Origin of the sequence: Candidatus Enterococcus courvalinii (assembly GCF_017315945.1) — a bacterium.
GTDB classification, from domain to species: Bacteria; Bacillota; Bacilli; order Lactobacillales; family Enterococcaceae; genus Enterococcus_B; species Enterococcus_B courvalinii.
Window position 1 is genome coordinate 1 of the sequence record NZ_JAFLWI010000007.1, and the last position, 23040, is coordinate 23040.

Sequence of the window (23040 nt, forward strand, 5' to 3'; positions counted from 1 at the left end):
CCTGTAACCATGCCGAACACAGAAGTTAAGCTTCTTAGCGCCGATTGTAGTGAGGGGTTGCCCCTTGTGAGAGTAGGACGTCGCCACGCAACGGTAAAAAACAGATGAGTGATTAAGCTCATCTGTTTTTTTGTATTCTTTTTACTATGATTATTCAGCAAGAAGTTTTTCAATGTCATCAATCATTTTTTCAGGAGAAGTTTGTGGAGCAAAACGTTTGACGACGTTCCCATCTTTATCAATCAAGAATTTTGTGAAATTCCATTTAATTGCATTGGTCATGGTACCAGGCGCATTTTCCTTCAAATAGGCGAATAAAGGATCAGTAGTTCCCCCATTTACTTCGACTAATTGATGCATTGGAAACGAAACACCATAAGTAGTTCGACAAGCTTGTGCCGCTTCTTCAGCAGAATCTAGTTCTTGTTTAAACTGGTTAGAAGGAAAGCCTAAAACAATCAATCCTTTTTCTTTATAGGTAGTGTAAATTTGTTCAAGCTGCTCAAATTGTGATGCAAGCCCGCATTTTGTTGCAGTATTAACGATGATCATTGGATGGTTTTGGTAGTTGTTTAAAGAGTAAGTGGTTCCATTTTTCAAAGTCGCGTCAAAATCATAAACTGTCATAAAAATTCTCCTTTACGAATTGAGTAAGTACATATTTATTATAGAACAAAAAAACTGAGAAGCTTAGATAAAAGCTCTCAGTTTTTTAGTTAAATTAGGCAAAGACTTCAGACCATTCGTCGCGTTTTGCTAAGAATTCACGTGCTAACTCTTGTGCACCTTCTAAAGTATGGCTTGCAGCCCAACCACATTGTGTTTCATTACTTGCAGGTACTTCAGTAGCTTCAAGAACATCCTTCATTGTTTTTTCTAAAACATCTAGAACATCATCATAGCTTTCATGATTTAGCACAGTTAAATAAAAACCGGTTTGGCACCCCATTGGAGACCAGTCTACAATGTAGTCAGCATGATTACGAATCAGTTCAGCAGTTAAATGCTCAAGTGAATGTAAGCTTGGCATATCCATATGCTCTTTGTTTGGTTGCTTGAAGCGGACATCATATTTAATAATCACATCACCATTTTCACCAGTTTTGCGATCGGCAACACGGATATAAGGTGCTTTTACTTTTGTGTGATCTAGATTGAAACTTTCAACGTTCATTTTCATGTAAATTCCCTCGATTCATTTTTTGTTCAGTGGTAATAGCTAAATTCTAACATTTATTTAGAATAAGTTATAGGTGCATCCATGATTTTTAACCTTATTTCTATAAATGAAGAAATTTACTTAATGATTTTCATTTTATCAAAGGCTTGAGTTAAGTCTGCTAATAAGTCCTCGACATGTTCGATACCTACAGAAAGACGAATCAATCCGTCTTTGATTCCCGCTTTTTCCCGCTTATCTTTTGGAATAGAAGCATGTGTCATAATCGAAGGAACTTCAACTAAACTTTCCACGCCACCTAAACTTTCTGCTAGAATAAATAATTTTAATGATTCAACAAAAGGTACTGCTTCTGCATCTTCTTTTAAGTCAAAAGAGACCATACCACTAAAACCGCTCATTTGTGTTTTTGCAATCTGATAGTTTGGATGACTTGTTAGTCCGGGATAATAAACCGATTCAACAGCTGGATGATTCTCAAGAAAATTTGCTACTGCCAAAGCATTTTTTTGATGTGCCTCCATTCGCACGCCTAAGGTCTTGATCCCACGTTGGATAAGCCAACTATCCTGGGGACCTAAGACTGCACCTATAGCATTTTGTAAAAAACCAATTCTTTCTGCTAAGTCTGCTTTATTAGTGGTGACTAAACCAGCAACAACATCACTATGCCCGCCGAGATATTTTGTCCCACTGTGAACAACGATGTCTGCGCCAAGTGCTAGTGGCTGTTGGAAATAAGGTGTCGCAAATGTATTGTCAACAATCGTTAAGAGATCATGTTTTTTTGCCATAGCAAGGCTGGTTTTTAAATCAGTGATTTTAAGAAGTGGATTACTTGGTGTTTCAAGATAAAGTGCCTTAGTGTTTGACTGAATTGCTTGTTCAATTTGTTCAAGATCACTTGTATCAATAATTGTGTATGCTAAACCAATTTTAGAAAATACTTTATCAACTAGACGGAAAGTTCCGCCATAAACATCATCACCAAGTAAGACATGATCACCGGGTTCAAATAGCGAGAGAACCGTATGGATGCTTGCCAATCCTGAGGAGAAGGCAAAACCTTGGATCCCACCTTCAAGATCTGCAATTAGTTCTTCCAATGCAAAACGTGTAGGGTTACCTGAACGAGAATACTCGTATTTTTTTGGTTGACCAACACCATTTTGTCGATAAGTGGATGTTTGGTAAATTGGAACGCTCACGGCACCTGTAGTTTGGTCTTCACTAATACCACCATGAATTAATTTTGTTTGAATATGCATGTTCATTCCTCCTATAAATAAATGTTTTTTGAAAGATAACGGTCACTTGCGTCTGGGAAAATGGTTACGATCGAGCTTCCTGCAGGTAATCGTTGTGCTTCTTTGAGAGCTGCTGCAAAAGCGGCACCACTTGAACTGCCAACTAATAATCCTTGGTTTTTAGCCAAAGCACGTGTGTAATAAAATCCTTCCTCATCTGAAATAGTTTCAAAACGAGTAATAGCTAAGGAGTCAAGAAATGGAGGAATGAATTCCACACCAATTCCTTCAATTTCATGAGAACCTGCTTTGCCGCCATTTAAAATAGAGCCTTCTGGTTCCACACCGATTAGTCGAATATCACTTAGCTGTTCCTTAAGATAACTTGCTGTGCCAGAAAAAGTACCACCACTACCAATTCCAGCTACGAAACTATCTATTTTTCCTGCTAGTTCGTCACCTAATTCTGGCCCAAGCGTGTGATAATAAGTTGCTGGATTATCAGGATTTTCAAATTGTTTTGGTAGATAAACATTTTCTAATTCAGTTGCTAATTCCTGGCTTTTTTTGATAGCACCGAGCATTCCGAGTGAAGTAGGTGTATGAATGATTTCTGCACCTAACGCTTTCATAAGTTGTTGTTTTTCAATACTAAACTTTTCTGGTACTATGAAGATCGTTTTTAAATGATAATTTAAAGCAGCTAAGGCTAATCCAATTCCGGTATTGCCGGCGGTTGGTTCAATGATTGTTGTATCTTGGTTGATTTTTCCAGTTTTCAAACCTTGTTCAATCAAGTAAAAACCAAGTCGATCTTTAACGCTACCTCCAGGATTCAAATATTCAAGTTTCGCATAGATTTTGGAACCTTTTGGTATTTCATAAGCATTGTGCGTAAATTCAAATAAAGGTGTTTTGCCAATATAATCATGAATCGTTGTTAGTATCATAGCTTCCTCCTAAAAAAATTCGATAAAAAAGGAGCTGACTATTAAATCAGCTCCTAAGTATCATAAATTCGCCGTGTTTTCCAAAAGAATACACGTAAATTATGAAGGGCAGTTAATAGACACGACAAATAGTATGCTGCTTTTTTGCACCATACAACAACAAGTAGTCAATTGGTTGAAGTTACGTTGTTTGTTCATCATGTCTGTTCCTCCAGTAATAATTTCATCAAAAATAGCATGAAAAAATGCCAGAGTCAAAGGATTTGACGATTTTTAGTGATAGGAATAATTGGATAGGGTGCATGATAAAGTGAATCACAGAAGAAAATGAAGAAGTGTTGCTAGATAAAAATGAAGATTTGCTAGTCTTATCCACTGTTGTTTGATACAATAAAAAAGATGATGATAAACAAAAAAGGAGCAATTTAAATGATTTCAGCAAGCGATTTAAAAGCCGGTATGACATTTGTACAAGATGGAAAATTAATTAAAGTTTTAGACGCAAGTCACCACAAACCTGGTAAAGGAAATACGGTTATGCGTATGAAACTAAAAGATGTTCGTTCTGGTGCAACATATGATACAACTTTCCGCCCAGAAGAAAAATTTGAAAAAGCACACATTGATACAAAAGCTGTTCAATACTTATACACAATGGATGATACAGCATTCTTCATGGACTTAGAAACATATGAGCAATATGAGATTCCCGTTGAAACAGTCGAAGAAGAAATGAAATACATCTTAGAAAATATGGAAGTAAAAATCCAATTTTTCGGTAGCGAAGTAATTGGTGTACAATTACCAACAACTGTTGTTTTACGTGTTGTTGAAACACAACCTTCAATCAAAGGTGCGACAGTAACTGGTTCAGGTAAACCAGCGACAATGGAAACTGGCTTAGTTGTCAATGTTCCTGACTTTGTTGAAGTAGATGAATTATTAGAAATCAACACAGCTGAAGGTTCTTATATCAAACGTGCCTCAAAATAATAAAAGATAAAAAAAGCCGCAAATCCCAATGGAGGGTTTTGCGGCTTTTTTTAAGGAGAAAATCAATGTCGAATCTAAATGACTAGTATGTGACAGTAGTATCTTCATTGGTAATTAGTTGAATGACATGAGCCAAAAATTTTTCAGGATCTTCTCCTACTAATTTTTCCTCACGTTTTCCATCAAGTAAATGATATATTTTTTGGTCATCTTGTAAGAGATAGTAGTCATTTTCACCTTCAATATGGAATGCTTGAAGATCATCTGGAAATTCAATATGGATGTCAATTACGCTGATTCCACCTAAACGACTGGTTAAATAATCTTCTACTTCTTTTGCTGTTACAGTTTTCATATTATTCGCCTCTTTGCTTTAATACTTTTATTATATACCTATCAAAAAAGAGTGGGGTAAAAAACGTCTTGCTAAAGATGAGGCATAATGATCAACGAAGTCTATTTGTTATGCTAAACTATGAAACAGTATGAAGAAGAAAGGACGTAATCGTGATGAAGACATTAGTAATTGTCAGCCATCCCAATCTTCAAGAATCATTAAATCAACAATTTTTTAAAGAGGCCTCCAAATCGCTTGCGATTACGTGGCATCATTTAGAATCTGTCTATCCAACCGGAGAAATCAACTTAAATGACGAATTAGCGTTGCTAGCGGCGCACGATCGCATCATCTTTCAATTTCCTCTTTATTGGTATAGTGCGCCTGCACATTTAAAAATATGGCAAGACACAGTTTTGGCTAAAGCAAGCAAAGTGTTGCAAGGAAAAGAATTTGGTGTGGTAGTAACGACTGGCGTGGCGGAAAAAGAATATCAAGCAGGTGGTAAAGAAGAGTTCACCTTGTCTGAATTTTTGCGCCCGTATCAACGAATTGCCCACAAATTTCAAATGAATTATTTGCCTCCATTTGTGTTAGCACAATTTATGTATCAGACTTCTGAGGTGCGATTTGAACGCTTGATTGCTTATCAGCAATATCTTTCTTTAACTGGAAAACCAAGTCTTGTTCAGCGAATCAACTGGTTTCTTGAACAAATAGAAAAAAAGTCGCATTTTTCAGAACCGCAAAAGTCCTATCTTCTAGATGGCTTAAAAGAACAACAAGAAATGATTGAAGATTTGACCTTCACATTGGGTGAATTAAAGGAGGAAAATGAATGAATAGGGAGTGGTTACAACAACAAATTGACGAACTAAATGAAAAAAATGTTCATTATGAAGATGCTGCTTTGTTATTTGAATTAAAAAAATTAGTCAAAGAAAGCGATGAGCGAATCACTCAACTTCAGGGAGAAATTGATGGGAAATCATGGAATCATCGTGAGTGGTAAAAAGGATTAGAAAATTTTAAGAAATAAATGTGCATAACTATTGTTATTTGTTACAATGAAGATAAGGCATAACACTATTTTTAACATAAATTATTGGTGGTGAACTTATTGAAAAACAAAAATGAACGAGATGAAAATGTTCGGATGTCTAGGAGGCGTCAGCAAAAGCAACGAATGCAAAAAAGATTGTTGATTATTGGTGCCTGTTTGGTAGCAGTCTTGGTGATTGGCGGCTCAGTTTGGGGATTGACGCAGTTCGGAAAATCAACTTCTAGTGCCAAAGAAACACCTGAAACAACTGTTTCTTCAACGCAAAAAAATGAAAAAAAAGCGAAGAAAAAACAAAGTAAAAAAGCGACAAAAACAACGGATAGTTCAACAAAATCATCAACAGAAACGAGTAGCACAGATAAAGAGTCAGCAGATGAACTACAAACGATTTTGACGACTTACTCAGAGAAGTTGACTGAACAAACACCGATATTGATTGATGAATATCAAACAGAAATTCAATCAAATCAAAATGGGGTTGCAGGATTATCTTCGATTGCGAATCAGAAAGCATTAGCACTGCAAGCAATTTCAAATGAAGGAATCAGCAAATTAAAAGCTACACACCAAGCAGATACTTCTTCAACTGTCGATATCAATTCTTTAGTTGATCAGTTATCAAGTAAATACACAACTGAAGTAGCAAAAATATCCGATATTTATTTACGAACAAGCAGCGCGCTACAAGCTGAAGAAGCGAACAAACAAGAAACAAGTAGTTCGACTTCAGAAGAAACAATGACTTCCACAGACGAACAGACGGCTGAAACAATAAATAGTCAAACGACCGATACGTCAGAGACTGTGACGAGTCAAGCTGCAACAACTGTTGTCTTAGCTGGTGAAGGCCCTAATCAAGTTGCACAACGTACGGGTGTACCAGTGGAAACGATCTTAGCATTGAATGGGATGACGATGGATGATTACTTCTTAACTCCCGGCGCTGTCCTTCAACTGCAATAAGTAATAAAAAAACTGCGAGATGTTACTACCTCTAGAAAAATTTCTTTTCAAGAGTAGAACAGACTCGCAGTTTTGTTGTTTAAGCTTTCTTCACTCGTTTTTCACGAAGAAAGTAGTGAATCGTCATAAAAAATAAAAAGGCTAAACCAATCAGCAAGGAAATTCTTGTTTCGGGATTGATAAACATAAAACAAAGAATAATAGCTAAAAACAATAAAGTTAAATAATTGGTATAAGGGGATAATGGCATTTTGAATGGATGCTCAGTCATTTGTTCCGCGTGGATTTTACGGAATTTGATTTCACTGATTAAAATGACAATCCAAGGAATCATTCCTGGTAAAATACTTGAACTATAAACAAAGACAAAAATATTTTCAGAGTGAGTAACAAACATTGGTAGCAAATAATTGATGACTAAACCAATCAAGATACCTCCTGAAATTGCAACAACTGGGTAAAAGGGTACCCCATGACGAGACAATTTTAAGAAACGTTTAGACATTTTCCCATTAACTGCCAATGTGTAAATCATGCGACTTGCGCTGAAAATGCCTGAGTTACAACCAGACAAGGCAGCAGTGATTACGACAAAGTTGATCAATCCAGCGGCAAAAGTAATCCCAATTTTTGCGAATGTTTGAACAAAGGGAGACCCAATTTCACCCAGTTGATTCCATGGATAGATACTTACGATAATAAAAATAGCACCAATATAAAAAATAAGAATGCGTCCAATTGTAGATTGAACAGCTTCAACGATTGTTTTTTGTGGATTTTTTGCTTCACCAGCAGTCATCCCAATTAACTCAATTCCTTGATAAGAAGCAATTACGATGGATAAAGCAAAAAAGAAACCTTTCACGCCACCGGTAAAGAAGCCACCATTTTTCCAAAGATTTGAAATACCAATAGGTTGACCGTGATTACCAAAACCAAAGAAGATAACGCCTAAACCAGCAACAATCATTAAAATGATCGTTACGACTTTGATCATCGAAAACCAAAATTCTAATTCACCGAAGGCTTTTACTGAGAACAAGTTAGCTAACATCAAGAAAAGTACTACAGTGATACCAGGAATGATGGTTGGTAAATTCGGCCACCAATAATTCATATACTCACCAACGGCAATGACTTCACTAATTCCAACTACGACATACTGAAAAATATTGCTCCAAGCCGTTAAATAACCAGCAACTGGATGGATATAATCACTTGCGTAATTAGCAAATGAACCTGTAGAAGGGTCGACGTAAAGCATTTCGCCCAGTGCACGCATAATCAAATATAAAAACAATCCGGCAACAGCATAAGCAATCATGACAGAGGGACCAGTCCAGCGAATGGTTGAAGAGGCACCCATAAACAATCCAACACCAATTGTCCCTCCCAACGCAATCATTCGAATATGACGTGCGCTAAGACTTCGATTTAATTTTCCTTCTTCCATACAAAAACTCCTTTCATAATTTAGAGAATAAGCCAACACATTCGATTAAATTTATCAGTCAAAAAAATAAATTATTGATAAATAAAAACAGTTATTAAATTAATCTCTTGATGTGATTTTACAGAAAGGATTCAAAAAACGCGAGAAGAATTTTAATTTAACTACAAATTTTTTTGTTGAAAATGTTTTCTTAATAGGTTAAACTATCTTTAAATAAAAAGTTAGGTAACCCTAAAAAGGAGTGCTTGGAATGGTGAAACCAACAATCAGCGTAGAAAATCTTTCCGTGGCCTATCAAGGAAAGATTGCTTTGAAAAATATATCTTTAACAATTCAATCAGAAAAAATGACAGGAATCATTGGCCCAAATGGTGCAGGAAAATCAACTTTTATGAAATCTTTGTTAGAATTGATTCCCAAATCTTCTGGTACTGTGACGTTTTCAGGGAAATCAGTAAAAGAGGTACGAAAAAAAATTGCTTATGTAGAACAACGAAGTGCAATGGATCTATCCTTCCCAATTGATGTTTTTGGGGTCGTATTGCTTGGAACATATCCTTCGTTAAGAATTGGAAAAAGACCTGGGAAAAGGGAGAAAGAGCGAGCAATACAGGCACTAGTCAAAGTAGGAATGGAAAAATTTGCTGATCGACAAATCAGTGAATTATCTGGTGGTCAATTACAACGAGTATTTATTGCACGAGCGTTAACGCAAGGTGCGGAATGGATCTTTTTAGATGAGCCATTTGTGGGAATCGATGCGGTTAGCGAAAAAAAGATTTTTTCAATTTTACAAGAGTTGCGTGCAGAAGGCAAAACGATTTTGATTGTTCATCATGATTTGCATAAAGTAACTGAATATTTTGATGAAGTGATTTTATTAAATCGCGAGCTAATTGCGGCAGGGACGGTTCAAGAGACCTTTACTTCAAATAATCTGCAGTTAGCTTATGGGGAAGTAATTGGTCAGTTGATAAAGGGGGAGCAAGCATGATTCAATCGTTCGTTGATGGTGTATTAAATTATCAGTTTTTACAATATGCATTGATTACATCTATTTTAGTGGGATTAGCTTCAGGGGTAATTGGTTCATTTATTATTTTACGCGGGATGTCTCTGATGGGCGATGCGATTTCTCACGCAGTTTTACCCGGCGTGGCAATTTCTTATATGTTTGGGTTTAGTTATATTTTGGGTGCAACTGCTTTTGGTGTGCTGACTGCCGCATTGATTGGTTTCGTCACACAAAAAAGTCGCTTAAAAAATGATACGGCAATCGGAATTGTTTTTAGTTCATTTTTTGCACTAGGGATCATTCTTATCTCCTTTGCTCAAAGTGCAACTGATCTTTACCATATTCTATTTGGTAATGTTTTAGCTGTTCGCGAGAGTGATTTATATCTCACCGCAATCGTTAGTGCTGTTGTCTTGTTGTTTATTTTTATTTTTTATAAGGAGTTAAAAATCACTTCCTTTGATCCAATGATGGCAAAAGCCTATGGGTTAAATACAACATTTATTCATTACGCCTTGATGTTCTTCTTAACGTTAGTTGCTGTAGTAAGCCTTCAGACAGTAGGCACGATTTTAGTGATTGCCATGTTGATCACACCAGCTGCAACAGCATATTTGTTAACGAATCGTTTATCGACAATGATTGCTTTATCTGCGAGTTTTGGTGTGTTGAGCGCAATCGTTGGTGTATTTTTCAGTTACAGCTATAACTTACCTTCAGGGGCAACTATCGTATTAGCATCAGCTGTCTTTTTTGCCCTAGCATTTTTATTTTCACCAACAAAAGGTATTTTGTTTCAAAGAAAGGAGCAAACAAATGAAGAAATCTAAATTACTAATCTTGTTATTCACATTAGGAGCTTTCTTAGTAGGATGCTCAACAAAGAGCGAGAAAGCAGAACAAACGAAGGACGGAAAACTGACCGTTGTTGCGACGAATTCCATTCTGGCAGATATGGCAAAAGAAGTTGGCAAAGACAAAGTAACGATTCATAGTATTGTACCTGTGGGAACTGACCCACATGAGTATGAAGTTTTACCAGAAGACATCAAAAAAGCCAGTGATGCAAAAGTCATCTTATACAATGGACTGAACTTGGAAACTGGGAATGGTTGGTTCAATAATTTGATGGAAACAGCTAAGAAAATCGAAGATGAAGACTATTTTGCTGTTAGCCGTGAAGTAGAGCCACTTTATTTAACAAGTGCTGGTCAAGAAACCCAGGCAGACCCACACGCATGGCTAGATTTGTCTAATGGAATCAAATATGTGGAAGAAATCACTCGGATTTTGGGTGAAAAAGACCCAGATAACAAAGAAACTTACGAAAAAAATAGTCAAGAATATCGTCAAAAGCTTGAATCATTGGATCAAGAAGCAAAAGAGTCATTTGCGACGATCAGTGAAGAGAAAAAGTTATTAGTTACCAGTGAAGGCGCATTTAAATATTTTTCCAAAGCGTATCAATTACCAGCGGCTTACATTTGGGAAATCAACACAGAAAGTCAAGGAACGCCTGATCAAATGACTGCAATTATTGACCAAGTCAAAGCATCAAAAGTTCCCGGTTTGTTTGTAGAATCGAGTGTGGATCCCCGAAGCATGGAACGTGTATCGAAAGAAACTGGTGTTCCGATTGCTGAAAAATTATTTACAGACTCAGTCGCTAAAACCGGTGAAGAAGGCGATTCTTACTATGGAATGATGAAATGGAATATCGACGCGATTCATAAAGGTTTATCAAAATAAACAGATCTTAAAGTTGGACAAAAACATTTTTTGTTTTGGTTCAACTTTTTTCTGTTCTTCTGAATTAGTTGTTAAAATAATGTGTCGATGGCAGGCAACGAGTTGAAATAAAAAATCGTCTACAAAAAACATATTTTTAATTCAATGAGCTGGTTACTTGAGATCATAATTTTTCACGTTTTTTTAGACTAATAATGTTTTTTTGCTTCGATTTCCGTTATAGTTAAAGGTAAGAAGGAGAGGTGTAGCTATGAATTTCACACGTAAAGATAAGCATCAAATAAAAGAAGAAGTCTTTCGTTTGCTTGACCAACAAGAAGCGACTGAAAAAGACCAAGACCTTCAATTTCTTGAAACTGAGATGGCAAAATTATTCATAGCGAATGCAACGGATGACGTAGTCGAACCAGAACGTTATGTTGGAAAGTGGATTTTTGATGAGTTTCAGCCACTAGATGAAACGACTGGAATTGGTTACTTTGTTTTCATTTCTGCCGTTGGATTCATACCAGGAGTCTTAGTCAAACAGAATCAAGAAATTCAAACTAAAGCTTGGCCAGCACTTTTTTCTGTCATTGGAACTGAAAATGTTATTCAGAAAATCCAAGCAGCTTATTATAAGAGCTCATTTATTGCACACAGTAAATTAATGAATAGCTATTATAACCAGTTGATGTTAGTAGCACGACCAGGAAAGATCCCACAAACATTTACTTACACACAACAAAAAAATTTACATGAAGATGTTTTATACTCTCGGGATTTATCAGAACTTCCTCAAACAGAGCAAGTACGTTTGCATCAATTGTTGAATACAAAACCAGTTTCTTGGAACTTTTTCCAAGCATTGGATGATAAGAAAAAGTTGATCTCAACGAATTATTGGGAAGTTTTTGTCACTCGTAATCGTTGGTTAAAAGAAAAGAAAGTCGCCGATCAACAAATTGAATTTGTTCAATTGAAAAAAGATAAATTATATTATGGGTTATATAGTCGGTAATCTTGATACCAATAATCTATTACTTAATATAGAAGAAAAATGAAATAAGTGAGGCAATTTATGACTTTAAAGGAAGAAATCATTCGCGAAAGTAAACGACTAGGCATTGATAAAATCGGCTTCACGACTGCGGAACCTTTTGCTCATTTAAGGAAATCTCTGGAAGAACAAAAAGCCGCAGGTCATACTTCGGGTTTCGAACATCCAGTGATTGAAGAACGACTTTACCCAGAAAAAACATTTGATCAACCCCAATCAATTATTTCTATTGCATTGGCGTATCCTACAAAAATTCATGAGGAAATTCCAAAAGATGAAAAAAGAGGACAGTTTGCCCGTGCTTCTTGGGGAATCGATTATCATGATATTTTGCGAGATCGTTTAAATCGTTTGATTGAATTTATTACGACTCGTGGAAAACAGTGGCAAACGGAGGAAGAGTGGCGCTTTGCTCCACAAGTGGATACAGGAGAATTGATTGATGTAGCAGTCGCACAGCGAGCAGGTCTGGGTTTTATTGGACGCAATGGTCTATTGATTACGGAAGAGTTTGGCTCTTTTGTTTATTTAGGTGAAATTGTTACAAATATCGTTTTTGAACCGGATGAACCTGGTGTATTTGGTTGCGGTGACTGCACCCGTTGTATCGACGGTTGTCCCACGAAAGCGTTGCTTGGTGATGGACGAATGAATGCTCAAAGATGCTTGTCTTATCAGACTCAGACAAAAGGGATGATGCCAGAAGAGTATCGGAAAAAAATGCGTAATGTCATTTATGGTTGCGACATTTGTCAGTTAGTTTGCCCTTATAATAGAGGCAAAGATTTCCATTTCCATGAAGAAATGGAGCCGAAAGTTGATGAAGTATACCCCAAACTAAAACCAATGCTTTCCATTTCTAATAAAGACTTCAATCAGCAATTTGGACATCTAGCTGGTTCGTGGCGAGGGAAAAAGCCACTTCAAAGAAACGCATTGATTGCCTTAGCGAATCTGGGGGATCGAGAGTCATTACCAGAAATCGCTCATTGCCTAAAAGATGTTCGTCCTGTGATTCGTGGGACGGCGGCTTGGGCAATCGGACGCTTAGGTGCAAAAGACCCAAAAGAGTGGGTAACTGTTCTGCAAGACGCATTGGCGAAAGAAACAGATGAAGAAGCGAAGCTAGAATTTGAAAAAGCAATCGCAGTTTTACAAACGAAACGAAGAAAAAAACAGAAATAGCTCAAAAGTGTAAGGTTTTTCCTAATTTTTGCTAATTCACTCATTTTTAGTCAGTAATTGTTGTAACAATTACTGACTTTTTTGCTGTTTTTGCATTTTTTTGACTGAAATTCGTTATTTAAGCAAAAAAAATCGCATTTTTCTTCTGAAATTTCTGTCGTAATGTTACAAAATGTCAAGTTTTTGTGAAAAAACATGACACTCTTTGAAAATGTTTTTTCCTTTGGTGCCAAAGGTTTCTAAGACTTTAGACTGAGATGATAGACTGGTGAAATGTTACAAATATTAAAAAAATTGTCATTTTGTCATCAAATGTCATCATTCTTTTACCTATGAAATATTTTCAAATGTTAAAGTTAATGACGTTGAAAGAAACTAAGAGGACATGAGGGAGTTTAATATATGAATTCAATGAAGAAGATCGTTTTAGGAACAACTTTTGCTGCAGGTGCTGCAATGTTTGTGGGAGCTACAGAAGCTCATGCTGACGAAACTTATACAGTTAAATCAGGTGATACTTTATCTACAATTTCACAACAATTTGCAGGTGACAATACTTTAATTAGCACAATTGCAGAAAAAAATTCTATTTCTGATATTAATCGTATCTACGTTGGTGAAGAATTAACAATCCCAACATCAGGTGAAGTTTCAACTAAAGCAGAAGTAAAAACTGAAACTAAACAAGAAACAACAGCAACTGAACAAGCAACTCAACAATATACATACGTTGCACCAGTTGAAACTGTTGAACCAGTAGTTGCAACACCAGCAGCTCCTGCAGCTTCAACAAGTGATGCAAAAGAATGGATCGCTCAAAGAGAATCAAGCGGTTCTTATACAGCTACTAACGGACGTTATATCGGACGTTACCAATTAGATTCATCATACTTAAATGGTGACTACTCAGCTGCCAACCAAGAACGTGTTGCTGATGAATATGTATCATCACGCTACGGTTCATGGGACGCTGCTAAAACATTCTGGTTAGCAAACGGCTGGTACTAAGTCGAGTAACCAACTGAAACCAAAATATTGAATCCAAGGAAATTACTTTTGAGTGATTTTCTTGGATTTTTTTGTTTAAAAAAATCGTGAATTTTGCATATCTAATGTTGTAGAAGAATCAATAAGGGGCGCCGTAAGACAAAAAAATAGTGCTGAGATATAATATTTATAAAGCGTTTTCTATTTTTGGCTTAAAAGGAAGGTGAACGAATGAGTACGATATCAGGTCATCAACAAGCAACAATCAACTCGAATAGCAGTTTATTTTCGAGTATTCGAGTAATTATTGAAACAGCATTTTATGGAAATAATGTACAATTGATTGATCATTTAGCACAGGCGTATCAGTTAGCAACCAAGAGTCCTGGAACGATTATCACAGATCTAGCTGTATCTCATACAGAAGAGTTAAAGCTTCCAAAGGACAGTAAAGTTTTAGTTTTTAATGATGGTGAAATTGTTGGCCGAACAGCGGCAGCTCGCAGAGTAATCGGTGAGCCAGGAATTAGCCAAGTGAAGTATGAAAAAATTTTGCGGGAAGCAATTTATCAAAGCAGAACACGTCAGTTTTATCATGGTGAAGTCATTGTTGGATTGGACCAGGAATTTTCAGTTAAATCACATGTGCTGATTCCTGAAGGATTTGAGAATAATTTATACTCTTATTTATTAAACTTTCAAGTGCTAACAGCAGAGATTGAAACTGACTATCAGCATTCGCAAACGTACGATGAGGGTGACCTGTACATTTTTGCTGATCCAGAATGGCAACACCCAGCATTTCCTGATGGTTTGGTATTGATTGATGCTACGCATAATGTTGCAGCTGTTTTGGGCTTGCGTTACTTTGGCGAGTTAAAAAAAGCAACGCTGACTCTTGCTTGGGCGCTAGCCAATCGGAATGGCTTCATTGCGTGTCATGGAGGATTGAAGCAATATCAATTTCCAACACATCATTACACAATGGCAGTTTTTGGCCTATCTGGTTCTGGAAAGTCAACGATCACTTTAGCGAGACGTGCAGATGATGTAGTCACTGTGTTACATGATGATGCATTTGTTATCTCAAAAACGAAAGGATCAACTACGGCATTAGAGCCAGCCTACTTTGACAAAACACAGGACTATGCTTCAGATGATCCAACAATCACCTCGTTTTTAACGTGTCAAAATGTGGGTGTTACGCTGAATGACTCTGGGAAAAAAGTATTAGTGACTGAAGATATTCGTAATGGCAACGGTCGGGCAATCAAATCACGGTTTGTTACGCCAAATCGTGTGGACCATTTAGATGATAAAATTGATGCAGTTTTTTGGATTATGAAAGATGATGTTTTTCCACCGGTTGTTAAAATCAATAATCCTATCTTAGCTGCAATTTTTGGTGCGACTTTAGCAACAAAACGGTCAAGCGCAGAAAACATTCGGAATGAAGAAGTGGATCAGCTAGTCTTTGTTCCATACGCTAATCCGTTTAGAGTATACCCACTAGCTGAGGACTATCAGGCTTTTAAAGAACTATTTGAGCAACAAGGTACCGATTGCTATATTTTAAATACAGGATTTTTTGACCAAAAAAAAATTACGCCTGAAATCACTTTGAGAAGTGTAGAGGCTATTGCTAAAAAACAAGCGCAATTTTTGCCACTAGGAAAGTTAACAGAATTGTCTTATTTACCGATAGCTGAATTTCCTGAGCCATTTAATGAAGCAACTTATCAAGAACATTTATATCAGCGCTTGACTTCCAGAAATCAATTTATCCAAGAACAAGCAGAGCTGTTGGGTGGCTACCATGAACTTCCTACTGAGGCAACGAAATATTTGGAACGATTATTGAAAAAATTGAAGAAATAAAGGGTGTTAATGAGAACCAAAAAGTTATCTTTAATGGGAAGATAGTGAGTCACGGATGAATGTATTCAAGCTAACTATTTTCAACAGATTTTTTTGGTGAAAGGAAAGTTAAAGAATCGATCAAATAAAAAAAGAGCGAGACAGAAGTCCGCTCTTTTTTGTGTTTACAATCAATCAACTGGCTTTGAAAGATAAGTTTTTATTTCTTTTTGATAATTTTTTTCCGGCCAATTTCCAGTGTTTAGGTAATTCGCTAACAAATACCCGATGTAAGGACCAGTTGTTAAACCGGATGAACCTAGTCCGCTTGCTACTAGTAAAGTAGGATCATCTGGAACTAAGCCGAAGAATGGTGAAAAATCAGAGGTATATGCACGAGTACCCACGCGGAAATGGTAACGCCAATCGTTAATTTGTTCCGGATTTGCTAAAAAGTCTTTCGTGTGAGTAGTAAGCATTTCATAAGCAGTTTCGGTAGGGGTTAAGTCCCACCCACCATCGTTTTCATGCGTTGCACCGACCAAAATTTTACCAGACATGAATGGAATAAAATCGGCTTCGCCATCCAGCATCGCTACAGGCCATTTGCTACTATTTTGATAAGGAGAATCAAAAACTAGAAGTTGTCCTTTTTGGGGCCGAATATCAACTGTATAGCCAACAGTTTCCAGCAAAGGTTTTAATGCGGGCCCAGGTGTAAGGATGATTCGATCAACTATTTTTTCGCCAAACGCACCTTGAACTAACCAGGCATCGCCTTTTGGTTGAAACACCACGCGGTCATTGATGATTGTCACTTGCTGGCGTGTTAAACGTTTTGCAAGTTGAGTTAAATAAGCTTTACCATCAAGCTTTCCACCGCCACTAATGTGAAGTGAAGGTGCTGGTTTAAGTAGTTCAAGCTTAGCGGCTGTTTGAGTGGGTGTTAATAGTTCAATATCACCGATTTCTGGTGCTTCTTTTTTACGTTCCTCCGCTAATTCTGCAAGTGAAATCAATTCATCTTGCGGTCGTAATAAAAGTGTTCCTGAACGATCATAAATGGTTGAATTTAGTTGGAAATCTTGAATCAATTTATCAAAAAAAGCAGCACCGTCTTTAGCTAGTTGATACCACTGTTTGTTTCGTCTTTTTGAAAGCCAAGGAGAGATGATTCCCGCACTGGCTTTGGTTGCTTGGCCAGTGGAGTCATCAAATAATGTGACTTCGAACTTGGTTGTATCTAAATAATTTGCAAGGGTCATACCGATAATTCCACCGCCAATAATGGCAATTTTTTCCATAAAAGAGCCTCCTTTTTCGTTCTCATTCTTACATAAAAAGAAGATGGATGCAAACACCCATCTTCTTTTGCTTATTGCTGTTTTTTATTTAAATAGTAAGGCATAAACTGGGCAAAGCTGATGAGTAGTAAGACAAGTAAAACACCTAATGCTGCTTTTGAACCTAAAGTAGTAGCTGCTTCATAGTGCAACGTGGAGTGGTCTTGTACAAGATTGATAATGATCGCTACTAGCGAGGTGGCAATCGCACCAGAAAACTGTTGAAGCGTGTTGAATAGTGCGTTTCCATCGCCTTGGAACTCTTCGCTTAAGGCATTCATCCCGGTAGTCATCATATTACTGTAAGAAAGTCCAATACCAATCATGTAGAAAACATGACAAGCTACTAACCAAATCAAAGAAGCGTGACCAATCAATAGAACGAGAGCTAGCCAACCAATCATCGATAAGATCAAACCAGCTAAAATTGGCTTTTTAGGCCCATGTTGATCGAGTAATTTTCCGGAGAAAGGAGACAAGATTGCACCAATTGCGGCTCCTGGAAGCATGGACAAACCAGCAATAAAGGCGGTATCTCCTTGAACGATTTGTATGAAGTTTGGCAAGACAAATGAAACACCAAGTAGTAAAAATTGATAAACTAAGAAACTAAATAAAAATAATCGGAAGGTTTTATTTGATAGAATCGATAAGCGGATCAAAGGTTGCTCAATTGTTTTTGAACGTTGATAGAACACTAAGAAACCAATGATTGCGATAATCAAGGCAATCCAGCTAATTAGCTGACCAATCGTGCTCAGGAATGTTAAAGCACCACTGAAAAGTAAACATAACCCTAATACGCTAAGTAAATCTAAGTGACCACTCTTTTCTACCTTTGTTTCTGGGATGGCAAATAGACCAATCACTAATGAGACCAGTAAGACTGGCACAAGAAATAAGAAAATATGATTCCAAGTAAAAGCGGAGGTCAAAATCCCACCATAGGTTGGTCCAATAGCTGGCGCAATCGCTGTAGTCAATGTTCCGACACCAATCATCGCACCGCGACGATTCATGGGTGCATACGTCAAAATGATATGAAACATCAATGGAAGCGCGATACCAGTTGCAATCCCTTGTAATAGGCGTCCTATTAGGAGAATCATGAAAGTTGGTGAGAAGAAATCAACTAGAATGCCGGCAAGAAACAGAAGATTTGAAAATAAAAATAATTTTCGAATACTAAAATTGCGGTTTAAATAGGTTGATAACGGTACGATGATTGAAATCATCAATAAATAAATTGTTGTTACCCATTGGACTTGAGCAGTTGTCAAATCAAATTGCTTGATCAACGTTGGGAAAGTTACATTCATCGCAGTTTCAATCAGAACACCTGCGAAGGACATGATCCCCGTTGCAATCACTGCGGGAACAAGTAGTAGTTCTTTTTGTTTTGTCATACATTTCACCTCTTAAAAATTTCGCAAAAAAAGAGAGAAGATTTCTATTGGAAAATAGAAATCGCCTCTCTCTCGACACGCATTTACGTGTTATCTGTACGATTGTTTGCTGGAGTTATTTTAGCATAGACTCAAATTTTATGTCAATAAAATTAGTCAAGATCCTTCAAAAAGGTTATGATTAAATGGCGTGTGAAAATGGAAACAAACCAAGAAAAACAATCGCAAATACATAAAATAAACTAGGAGAAAAGAAAATGGATAAAATTGAATGGCGTAAAACTGAACCAGGCTATCGAGTAACAAAAAAAACACAGATTTTAGAAATGCCAGCGCAAAACTTTTTCACGATCAAAGGTGTAGGCGATCCAAACCAAGAGGATTTCCAAAGACGCATTGGAGCTTTATACCCGGTGAGTTATGCAATTAAAATGTCACCTAAAAATAATTGGGCTATTCCTAATTACCAACCATACACGGTTTATCCACTAGAGGGTCAATGGGGGTTACAAGAAAAATATTTGCAGGAAAAAGTGATGTTGAAGGAACATTTTGCTTATCAACTGATGATTAAACAACCTGATTTCGTGACACCGGAGATTGCCCAACTTGCAATGAAGCGTTCAGCAAAAAAAATTCCTGAAGACCTGCTTGCACAATTACAATTTGAGACAATCGAGGAAGGTTTAGTTGGACAAATTTTACACATTGGTTCTTACGATGAGGAACAGATGAGTTTTGATAAATTAGCAGTCTTTCTCGAAGAAGAAGGGTATCAGCGGATAGGAAAAGAACACAAAGAAATTTATTTAAGTGATCCTAGAAGAGTGGCGCCAGAGAAACGAAAAACAATTTTACGTGTGTGCATTGCCAAAAAGTAAATGATCAAAAGTAATTTCTAAAGTAAAAACGCCAATAATTGAGTAAATTTGTTATAATTATGGATGAGAGAGGTGTCCAGGATGAAAAAAAGTCAACGACAGGCATTGATTCGCCAAATAATTACAGAATATCCAATTAGTACACAAGAAGAATTACTTGCACGGTTAGAAGAAGCAGGTGTTAGTGCAACGCAAGCAACAATTTCTCGAGATATCCGTGAAATGAAAGTAATCAAGGTTCAAGATGAAGAGCAACGAGTTCGTTACTCTCTGTTTAGTCAACCATCCGTTTCATTAAATGAACAACGTTTGCGTTCAGCTGTTAAGCGGGAAGTTTTACGAATTGAGACCGTTCAGTTTATGGTTGTGGTGTTGACTGAAAAAAATGGCGCAGATGTGGTGACAAACTGGTTAGATGAAGTGGCTTATCCGGAAGTTGCAGCGACAATTGCAGGTTTTGATACGTTTATCGTCGTTTGTCGTTCAGAAAGTGAAGCCCAAGCATTCGCGGAAAAATTAGAAAGTATGCGCGAATAAATAATTAGTAAATAGCTAAGACTGTTTTTGACACAAAGATTGTGGATTCGAATTTTTGGTAGTTATTTACAGGGTGCACTTATGAAAGCGTTATACAAAGAACTTAAGTTGCTGAAAGCTTTGTCTGAGTGTTATGGTGAGTATAAAGTCAAGAAATGGGGAAGTTTCGTAGTTTTCCAGTAATGGAGGAGGAAGAATGATGACGGGGATGATTATTTTTTTGACTGTGTTGGTGTATGGAGTAAATTTTTTAGTATATATGTATCTTAAAATCAATAAAATCAAAGATTATTTAGAAAAAATAGCTATTTATTTTGGAACAAATATGACACTGTTATTTACAAGTGGCATTTTTATGTTTTTTGGTAAATTAGTTGAAGACGGTATTTTAGTATTTGAATGAGCAGATTCTTTGAATAAACCGCTCCACTAGGCTTACACTAGAAATGTAGTAAGAAAGTCGAAAGGAGTAGTACAATGAAAAAATTATACGAAACAGCGATGATTAACCACGGCGGACGAGAAGGTTCAGTCGAAGCACCAAATGGTTCGATGCACATGAAAATCACACCACCAGGAATCCATGCGGAGGGAACAAATCCTGAACAATTATTTGCAGCAGGATACGCTTCATGTTTTAATGGTGCATTGCAACATATGGTTAAAGAAGCAGGCTTAGATGCTGACTCAACAGTTAAAGCACGCGTTTCACTTTACACATTAGATGACGGTGGCTACCAGATTGGTGTCGTTCTAGAAGCCCATGTAGAAGGTGTTAGTGAAGAAGAAGCACGAAAATTAGTTGATGATGCACATGAATTCTGTCCTTATTCAAAAGCAACTAAAGGAAATATCGAAGTACAAGTGGACCTTGTCTAAAAATACTAATGAAGTAATACTTGAACGTAAGAGCTGACTTAGCTGTCAGTTTTTACGTTTTTTATTTTTGATCCGGACAAACATTTATAATCAATTATAAAGAAAAGGAAACCACAGTTGTCATGGGCTGTGGGGTTTGCTATTGTAGATGCAAGAAGAAAAACTAGGAGGAGCAGTCGATGGCAAAAATCATGGTAGTAGAAGACGAAGAAGTCATTCGTCAACTAATTATGGAAGAGTTAGAAAAGTGGCAATTTGAAACATTTGGAACAACTGATTTCAATCAGGTTTTTTCAGATTTTGAAGAAGAAGCACCGCAATTAGTGTTACTAGATATCAATCTGCCAGTTTTTGATGGATATTACTGGTGCCAAAAAATCCGCGAAGTATCAAAAGTACCAATTATTTTTATCTCCAGCCGCAATACAAATATGGACATGATCATGGCAATGAATATGGGAGCAGATGACTTCGTAACCAAGCCCTTTCAAGTAGATGTGCTGATTGCTAAAATCAATGCCCTATTGCGTCGTTCATATAATTATACAGAACTTTCCAGTGAGATGATGAGTCATAATGGGATCACGCTAAATGTTGATAATGGAAGCATGGAGATTGATGGAGAGATCATTGATCTAAGTAAAAATGAGTACCGACTATTGTTTATTTTAATGAAGCAACATGGAAAAATTTTGAGTCGCGAAAAGCTATTACGTGCTTTGTGGGATGATGAACGTTTTGTGGATGATAATACACTAACGGTGAATATCAATCGCTTGCGAAGAAAAATCGAGCAAGCTGGAATCATGGGATATATTGAAACAAAAGTTGGACAAGGATATATCGTTCCTTAGAAAGGGCGGATAATAGCCAATGAATTTTTTTAGGTATTTAAAAGATCAATGGTCTTTGATTTTAGGCTGGCTTTTTTTTGTAGTATTAACGGCTTTTGTTATGTGGTTAGCCCCCAATATAGAAGTAGATTGGGAAACGATTGCTTATTTAGCTGTCATCCAGAGTGTTTTTCTAGCGTTTTATTTACTGGATGGTTATCTTGGAAAACGCCGTTGGTGGGCACACTTGGCAAATGTGAAAGAACATTCTCCATTGCAAAGTTATTTGGAGGGTGGCCATACGGAAGAAGAAAAGCTGGTTGAAGAATATATCAATCAACTGATCCGAGAACATCAGGAATTGATGCAACAAGCAATCAGTAATCAACAAGATCAGAAAGATTACATTGATTCATGGGTGCATGAAATCAAAGTGCCGTTAGCAGCTTCAGAATTGTTGGTACGTTCGATTGAATTTGATATTGATGACAAAAAATATATGTTGTTAGAAAATGAACTGTCAAAAATTGATGAGTACGTCGAGCAAGTTTTATATTATGCACGCTTAGATAGCTTTTCGAGAGATTATTTAATTCAAGAGTATAGTCTAAAAGGAATCATCCAACCTGTGATTCGTAGTCAAGCTAATTATTTTATTCAGAAACAAATCCATTATGAAATTGTTGGCGAAGATGCGATGGTATTAACCGATGCGAAATGGGTTGCTTTTATTTTCAAACAATTATTAAGCAATGCAATCAAATACACACCAAGTCATGGGGAAATCATCATTTTAATTGAAGCGACAAATCAAGGAGTAACTTTAGCAGTGAAAGATTCAGGTATCGGGATTCCTGCCGAAGATGTGAAGCGAATTTTTGATAAGGGCTTCACAGGTGTCAATGGGCGATTGACACAGCAACATTCAACTGGGTTAGGCTTGTACTTGGCAAAGAATTTAGCAGAAAAATTAGGACTGAAGTTAACAGCAGAATCAATCCAAAATCAAGGTACAACAATGACTATTTTATTTCCAACCTTAAATTTCTACAATGAAGAACGTTAGAAAATCGTTAGAAAAGAAAAAATTTGCTTGTGTTGTTAACGTTTTCCCTGATAAGTTTCTTTACATGTGAAATAAAA

The 23040-nt window shown here is 36.8% G+C and carries 25 protein-coding genes and 1 rRNA gene; 18 read left to right on the forward strand and 8 right to left on the reverse strand.

Going from position 1 to position 23040, the window contains the following annotated elements; all coding sequences use genetic code 11:
- Positions 1-89 (forward strand): 5S ribosomal RNA (gene rrf, locus JZO71_RS05780); the annotation flags it as partial.
- 61 nt (positions 90-150) lie between these two features.
- Here the strand turns inward: rrf and JZO71_RS05785 are convergent.
- The 4 genes from JZO71_RS05785 to JZO71_RS05800 all read right to left on the reverse strand — a co-directional run bounded on the left by JZO71_RS05785 (position 151) and on the right by JZO71_RS05800 (position 3377).
- Positions 151-627, reverse strand: a complete 477-nt coding sequence (locus JZO71_RS05785; RefSeq protein WP_206898605.1) for a glutathione peroxidase — start codon at positions 625-627, stop codon at positions 151-153.
- 94 nt (positions 628-721) lie between these two features.
- On the reverse strand, positions 722-1180 hold the full coding sequence (locus tag JZO71_RS05790; RefSeq protein WP_206898606.1) for an S-ribosylhomocysteine lyase: 459 nt from the start codon (positions 1178-1180) through the stop codon (positions 722-724).
- Positions 1181-1296: 116 nt separating this feature from the next.
- Positions 1297-2448 (reverse strand): cystathionine gamma-synthase, encoded by a 1152-nt coding sequence (locus JZO71_RS05795; RefSeq protein WP_206898607.1) that lies wholly within the window; start codon positions 2446-2448, stop codon positions 1297-1299.
- An 11-nt stretch (positions 2449-2459) separates the two neighbouring features.
- Positions 2460-3377 (reverse strand): PLP-dependent cysteine synthase family protein, encoded by a 918-nt coding sequence (locus JZO71_RS05800; protein ID WP_206898608.1) that lies wholly within the window; start codon positions 3375-3377, stop codon positions 2460-2462.
- A gap of 429 nt (positions 3378-3806) precedes the next feature.
- Between JZO71_RS05800 and efp the strand changes: the two genes are divergently transcribed.
- Complete coding sequence (gene efp / locus JZO71_RS05805) at positions 3807-4370, forward strand: elongation factor P (protein WP_206898609.1); 564 nt, start codon at positions 3807-3809, stop codon at positions 4368-4370.
- An 82-nt stretch (positions 4371-4452) separates the two neighbouring features.
- Here the strand turns inward: efp and JZO71_RS05810 are convergent, their stop codons facing one another.
- Entirely contained in the window at positions 4453-4725 is a 273-nt protein-coding gene (locus JZO71_RS05810) for a hypothetical protein (RefSeq protein ID WP_206898610.1), read from the reverse strand.
- 155 nt (positions 4726-4880) lie between these two features.
- On the opposite strand from JZO71_RS05810, the gene JZO71_RS05815 reads away from it, so the two are divergent.
- From JZO71_RS05815 to JZO71_RS05825, 3 genes are all read left to right on the forward strand, one after another.
- Positions 4881-5549, forward strand: a complete 669-nt coding sequence (locus JZO71_RS05815) for an NAD(P)H-dependent oxidoreductase (RefSeq protein WP_206898611.1) — start codon at positions 4881-4883, stop codon at positions 5547-5549.
- Positions 5546-5719, forward strand: a complete 174-nt coding sequence (locus JZO71_RS05820; protein WP_206898612.1) for a hypothetical protein — start codon at positions 5546-5548, stop codon at positions 5717-5719. The genes JZO71_RS05815 and JZO71_RS05820 overlap by 4 nt, the downstream gene beginning before the upstream one ends.
- Before the next feature lie 144 nt (positions 5720-5863).
- A complete protein-coding gene (locus JZO71_RS05825; RefSeq protein ID WP_430733280.1) occupies positions 5864-6733 on the forward strand; it encodes a LysM peptidoglycan-binding domain-containing protein in 870 nt (289 codons plus the stop codon).
- 79 nt (positions 6734-6812) lie between these two features.
- Here JZO71_RS05825 and JZO71_RS05830 read toward each other — a convergent pair whose 3' ends face one another.
- Positions 6813-8186, reverse strand: coding sequence for an amino acid permease (locus JZO71_RS05830; RefSeq protein ID WP_206898614.1), 1374 nt, complete (start codon positions 8184-8186; stop codon positions 6813-6815).
- A gap of 250 nt (positions 8187-8436) precedes the next feature.
- Between JZO71_RS05830 and JZO71_RS05835 the strand changes: the two genes are divergently transcribed.
- The 7 genes from JZO71_RS05835 to JZO71_RS05865 all read left to right on the forward strand — a co-directional run bounded on the left by JZO71_RS05835 (position 8437) and on the right by JZO71_RS05865 (position 16039).
- Positions 8437-9180 (forward strand): metal ABC transporter ATP-binding protein, encoded by a 744-nt coding sequence (locus JZO71_RS05835; protein ID WP_206898615.1) that lies wholly within the window; start codon positions 8437-8439, stop codon positions 9178-9180.
- Positions 9177-10031, forward strand: a complete 855-nt coding sequence (locus tag JZO71_RS05840) for a metal ABC transporter permease (protein ID WP_206898616.1) — start codon at positions 9177-9179, stop codon at positions 10029-10031. The genes JZO71_RS05835 and JZO71_RS05840 overlap by 4 nt, the downstream gene beginning before the upstream one ends.
- A complete protein-coding gene (efaA, locus tag JZO71_RS05845; RefSeq protein WP_206898617.1) occupies positions 10018-10950 on the forward strand; it encodes an Mn/Fe ABC transporter substrate-binding lipoprotein EfaA in 933 nt (310 codons plus the stop codon). The genes JZO71_RS05840 and efaA overlap by 14 nt, the downstream gene beginning before the upstream one ends.
- 250 nt (positions 10951-11200) lie before the next feature.
- The gene (locus JZO71_RS05850; protein WP_206898618.1) at positions 11201-11950 is read left to right on the forward strand and encodes a hypothetical protein; all 750 of its coding nucleotides are present in this window, start codon (positions 11201-11203) and stop codon (positions 11948-11950) included.
- Positions 11951-12010: 60 nt separating this feature from the next.
- A complete protein-coding gene (queG, locus tag JZO71_RS05855; RefSeq protein ID WP_206898619.1) occupies positions 12011-13174 on the forward strand; it encodes a tRNA epoxyqueuosine(34) reductase QueG in 1164 nt (387 codons plus the stop codon).
- Between the two features lie 402 nt (positions 13175-13576).
- Positions 13577-14182, forward strand: a complete 606-nt coding sequence (gene apf, locus JZO71_RS05860) for an aggregation-promoting factor (protein ID WP_206898620.1) — start codon at positions 13577-13579, stop codon at positions 14180-14182.
- A 210-nt stretch (positions 14183-14392) separates the two neighbouring features.
- The gene (locus tag JZO71_RS05865) at positions 14393-16039 is read left to right on the forward strand and encodes a phosphoenolpyruvate carboxykinase (ATP) (RefSeq protein ID WP_206898621.1); all 1647 of its coding nucleotides are present in this window, start codon (positions 14393-14395) and stop codon (positions 16037-16039) included.
- A 170-nt stretch (positions 16040-16209) separates the two neighbouring features.
- Here the strand turns inward: JZO71_RS05865 and JZO71_RS05870 are convergent, their stop codons facing one another.
- Positions 16210-17322 carry an NAD(P)/FAD-dependent oxidoreductase gene (locus JZO71_RS05870; RefSeq protein ID WP_206898622.1) on the reverse strand — a complete coding sequence of 371 codons (1113 nt, stop codon included), beginning with the start codon at positions 17320-17322 and terminating at the stop codon, positions 16210-16212.
- Between the two features lie 71 nt (positions 17323-17393).
- Entirely contained in the window at positions 17394-18767 is a 1374-nt protein-coding gene (locus JZO71_RS05875) for an MFS transporter (protein WP_206898623.1), read from the reverse strand.
- A 257-nt stretch (positions 18768-19024) separates the two neighbouring features.
- On the opposite strand from JZO71_RS05875, the gene JZO71_RS05880 reads away from it, so the two are divergent.
- The 6 genes from JZO71_RS05880 to sapS all read left to right on the forward strand — a co-directional run bounded on the left by JZO71_RS05880 (position 19025) and on the right by sapS (position 22963).
- Positions 19025-19648, forward strand: a complete 624-nt coding sequence (locus JZO71_RS05880) for a GyrI-like domain-containing protein (RefSeq protein WP_206898624.1) — start codon at positions 19025-19027, stop codon at positions 19646-19648.
- 81 nt (positions 19649-19729) lie between these two features.
- Positions 19730-20185 (forward strand): arginine repressor, encoded by a 456-nt coding sequence (locus JZO71_RS05885; protein ID WP_206898625.1) that lies wholly within the window; start codon positions 19730-19732, stop codon positions 20183-20185.
- Positions 20186-20381: 196 nt separating this feature from the next.
- Positions 20382-20588, forward strand: coding sequence for a hypothetical protein (locus JZO71_RS05890; protein WP_206898626.1), 207 nt, complete (start codon positions 20382-20384; stop codon positions 20586-20588).
- 74 nt (positions 20589-20662) lie between these two features.
- Complete coding sequence (locus tag JZO71_RS05895; RefSeq protein WP_067485342.1) at positions 20663-21064, forward strand: organic hydroperoxide resistance protein; 402 nt, start codon at positions 20663-20665, stop codon at positions 21062-21064.
- Positions 21065-21243: 179 nt separating this feature from the next.
- On the forward strand, positions 21244-21918 hold the full coding sequence (gene sapR / locus JZO71_RS05900; RefSeq protein ID WP_067485340.1) for a two-component system response regulator SapR: 675 nt from the start codon (positions 21244-21246) through the stop codon (positions 21916-21918).
- Positions 21919-21937: 19 nt separating this feature from the next.
- Entirely contained in the window at positions 21938-22963 is a 1026-nt protein-coding gene (gene sapS, locus JZO71_RS05905; RefSeq protein WP_206898627.1) for a two-component system sensor histidine kinase SapS, read from the forward strand.
- The last annotated feature ends 77 nt before the right edge of the window (positions 22964-23040 follow it).

Bases quoted from the DNA above. Each gene is read 5' to 3' on its own strand.
- JZO71_RS05880 (WP_206898624.1), top strand. From the start codon at position 19,025: ATGGATAAAATTGAATGGCGTAAAACTGAACCAGGCTATCGAGTAACA.
- JZO71_RS05785 (WP_206898605.1), bottom strand. From the start codon at position 627: ATGACAGTTTATGATTTTGACGCGACTTTGAAAAATGGAACCACTTAC.
- JZO71_RS05870 (WP_206898622.1), bottom strand. From the start codon at position 17,322: ATGGAAAAAATTGCCATTATTGGCGGTGGAATTATCGGTATGACCCTT.
- JZO71_RS05795 (WP_206898607.1), bottom strand. From the start codon at position 2,448: ATGCATATTCAAACAAAATTAATTCATGGTGGTATTAGTGAAGACCAA.
- JZO71_RS05800 (WP_206898608.1), bottom strand. From the start codon at position 3,377: ATGATACTAACAACGATTCATGATTATATTGGCAAAACACCTTTATTT.
- efp (WP_206898609.1), top strand. From the start codon at position 3,807: ATGATTTCAGCAAGCGATTTAAAAGCCGGTATGACATTTGTACAAGAT.
- JZO71_RS05840 (WP_206898616.1), top strand. From the start codon at position 9,177: ATGATTCAATCGTTCGTTGATGGTGTATTAAATTATCAGTTTTTACAA.
- queG (WP_206898619.1), top strand. From the start codon at position 12,011: ATGACTTTAAAGGAAGAAATCATTCGCGAAAGTAAACGACTAGGCATT.
- JZO71_RS05790 (WP_206898606.1), bottom strand. From the start codon at position 1,180: ATGAAAATGAACGTTGAAAGTTTCAATCTAGATCACACAAAAGTAAAA.
- sapR (WP_067485340.1), top strand. From the start codon at position 21,244: ATGGCAAAAATCATGGTAGTAGAAGACGAAGAAGTCATTCGTCAACTA.
- JZO71_RS05850 (WP_206898618.1), top strand. From the start codon at position 11,201: ATGAATTTCACACGTAAAGATAAGCATCAAATAAAAGAAGAAGTCTTT.
- JZO71_RS05875 (WP_206898623.1), bottom strand. From the start codon at position 18,767: ATGACAAAACAAAAAGAACTACTACTTGTTCCCGCAGTGATTGCAACG.
- JZO71_RS05815 (WP_206898611.1), top strand. From the start codon at position 4,881: ATGAAGACATTAGTAATTGTCAGCCATCCCAATCTTCAAGAATCATTA.
- JZO71_RS05865 (WP_206898621.1), top strand. From the start codon at position 14,393: ATGAGTACGATATCAGGTCATCAACAAGCAACAATCAACTCGAATAGC.
- JZO71_RS05885 (WP_206898625.1), top strand. From the start codon at position 19,730: ATGAAAAAAAGTCAACGACAGGCATTGATTCGCCAAATAATTACAGAA.
- JZO71_RS05810 (WP_206898610.1), bottom strand. From the start codon at position 4,725: ATGAAAACTGTAACAGCAAAAGAAGTAGAAGATTATTTAACCAGTCGT.
- sapS (WP_206898627.1), top strand. From the start codon at position 21,938: ATGAATTTTTTTAGGTATTTAAAAGATCAATGGTCTTTGATTTTAGGC.
- apf (WP_206898620.1), top strand. From the start codon at position 13,577: ATGAATTCAATGAAGAAGATCGTTTTAGGAACAACTTTTGCTGCAGGT.
- efaA (WP_206898617.1), top strand. From the start codon at position 10,018: ATGAAGAAATCTAAATTACTAATCTTGTTATTCACATTAGGAGCTTTC.
- JZO71_RS05895 (WP_067485342.1), top strand. From the start codon at position 20,663: ATGAAAAAATTATACGAAACAGCGATGATTAACCACGGCGGACGAGAA.
- JZO71_RS05825 (WP_430733280.1), top strand. From the start codon at position 5,864: ATGTCTAGGAGGCGTCAGCAAAAGCAACGAATGCAAAAAAGATTGTTG.
- JZO71_RS05835 (WP_206898615.1), top strand. From the start codon at position 8,437: ATGGTGAAACCAACAATCAGCGTAGAAAATCTTTCCGTGGCCTATCAA.
- JZO71_RS05830 (WP_206898614.1), bottom strand. From the start codon at position 8,186: ATGGAAGAAGGAAAATTAAATCGAAGTCTTAGCGCACGTCATATTCGA.
- JZO71_RS05890 (WP_206898626.1), top strand. From the start codon at position 20,382: ATGATGACGGGGATGATTATTTTTTTGACTGTGTTGGTGTATGGAGTA.
- JZO71_RS05820 (WP_206898612.1), top strand. From the start codon at position 5,546: ATGAATAGGGAGTGGTTACAACAACAAATTGACGAACTAAATGAAAAA.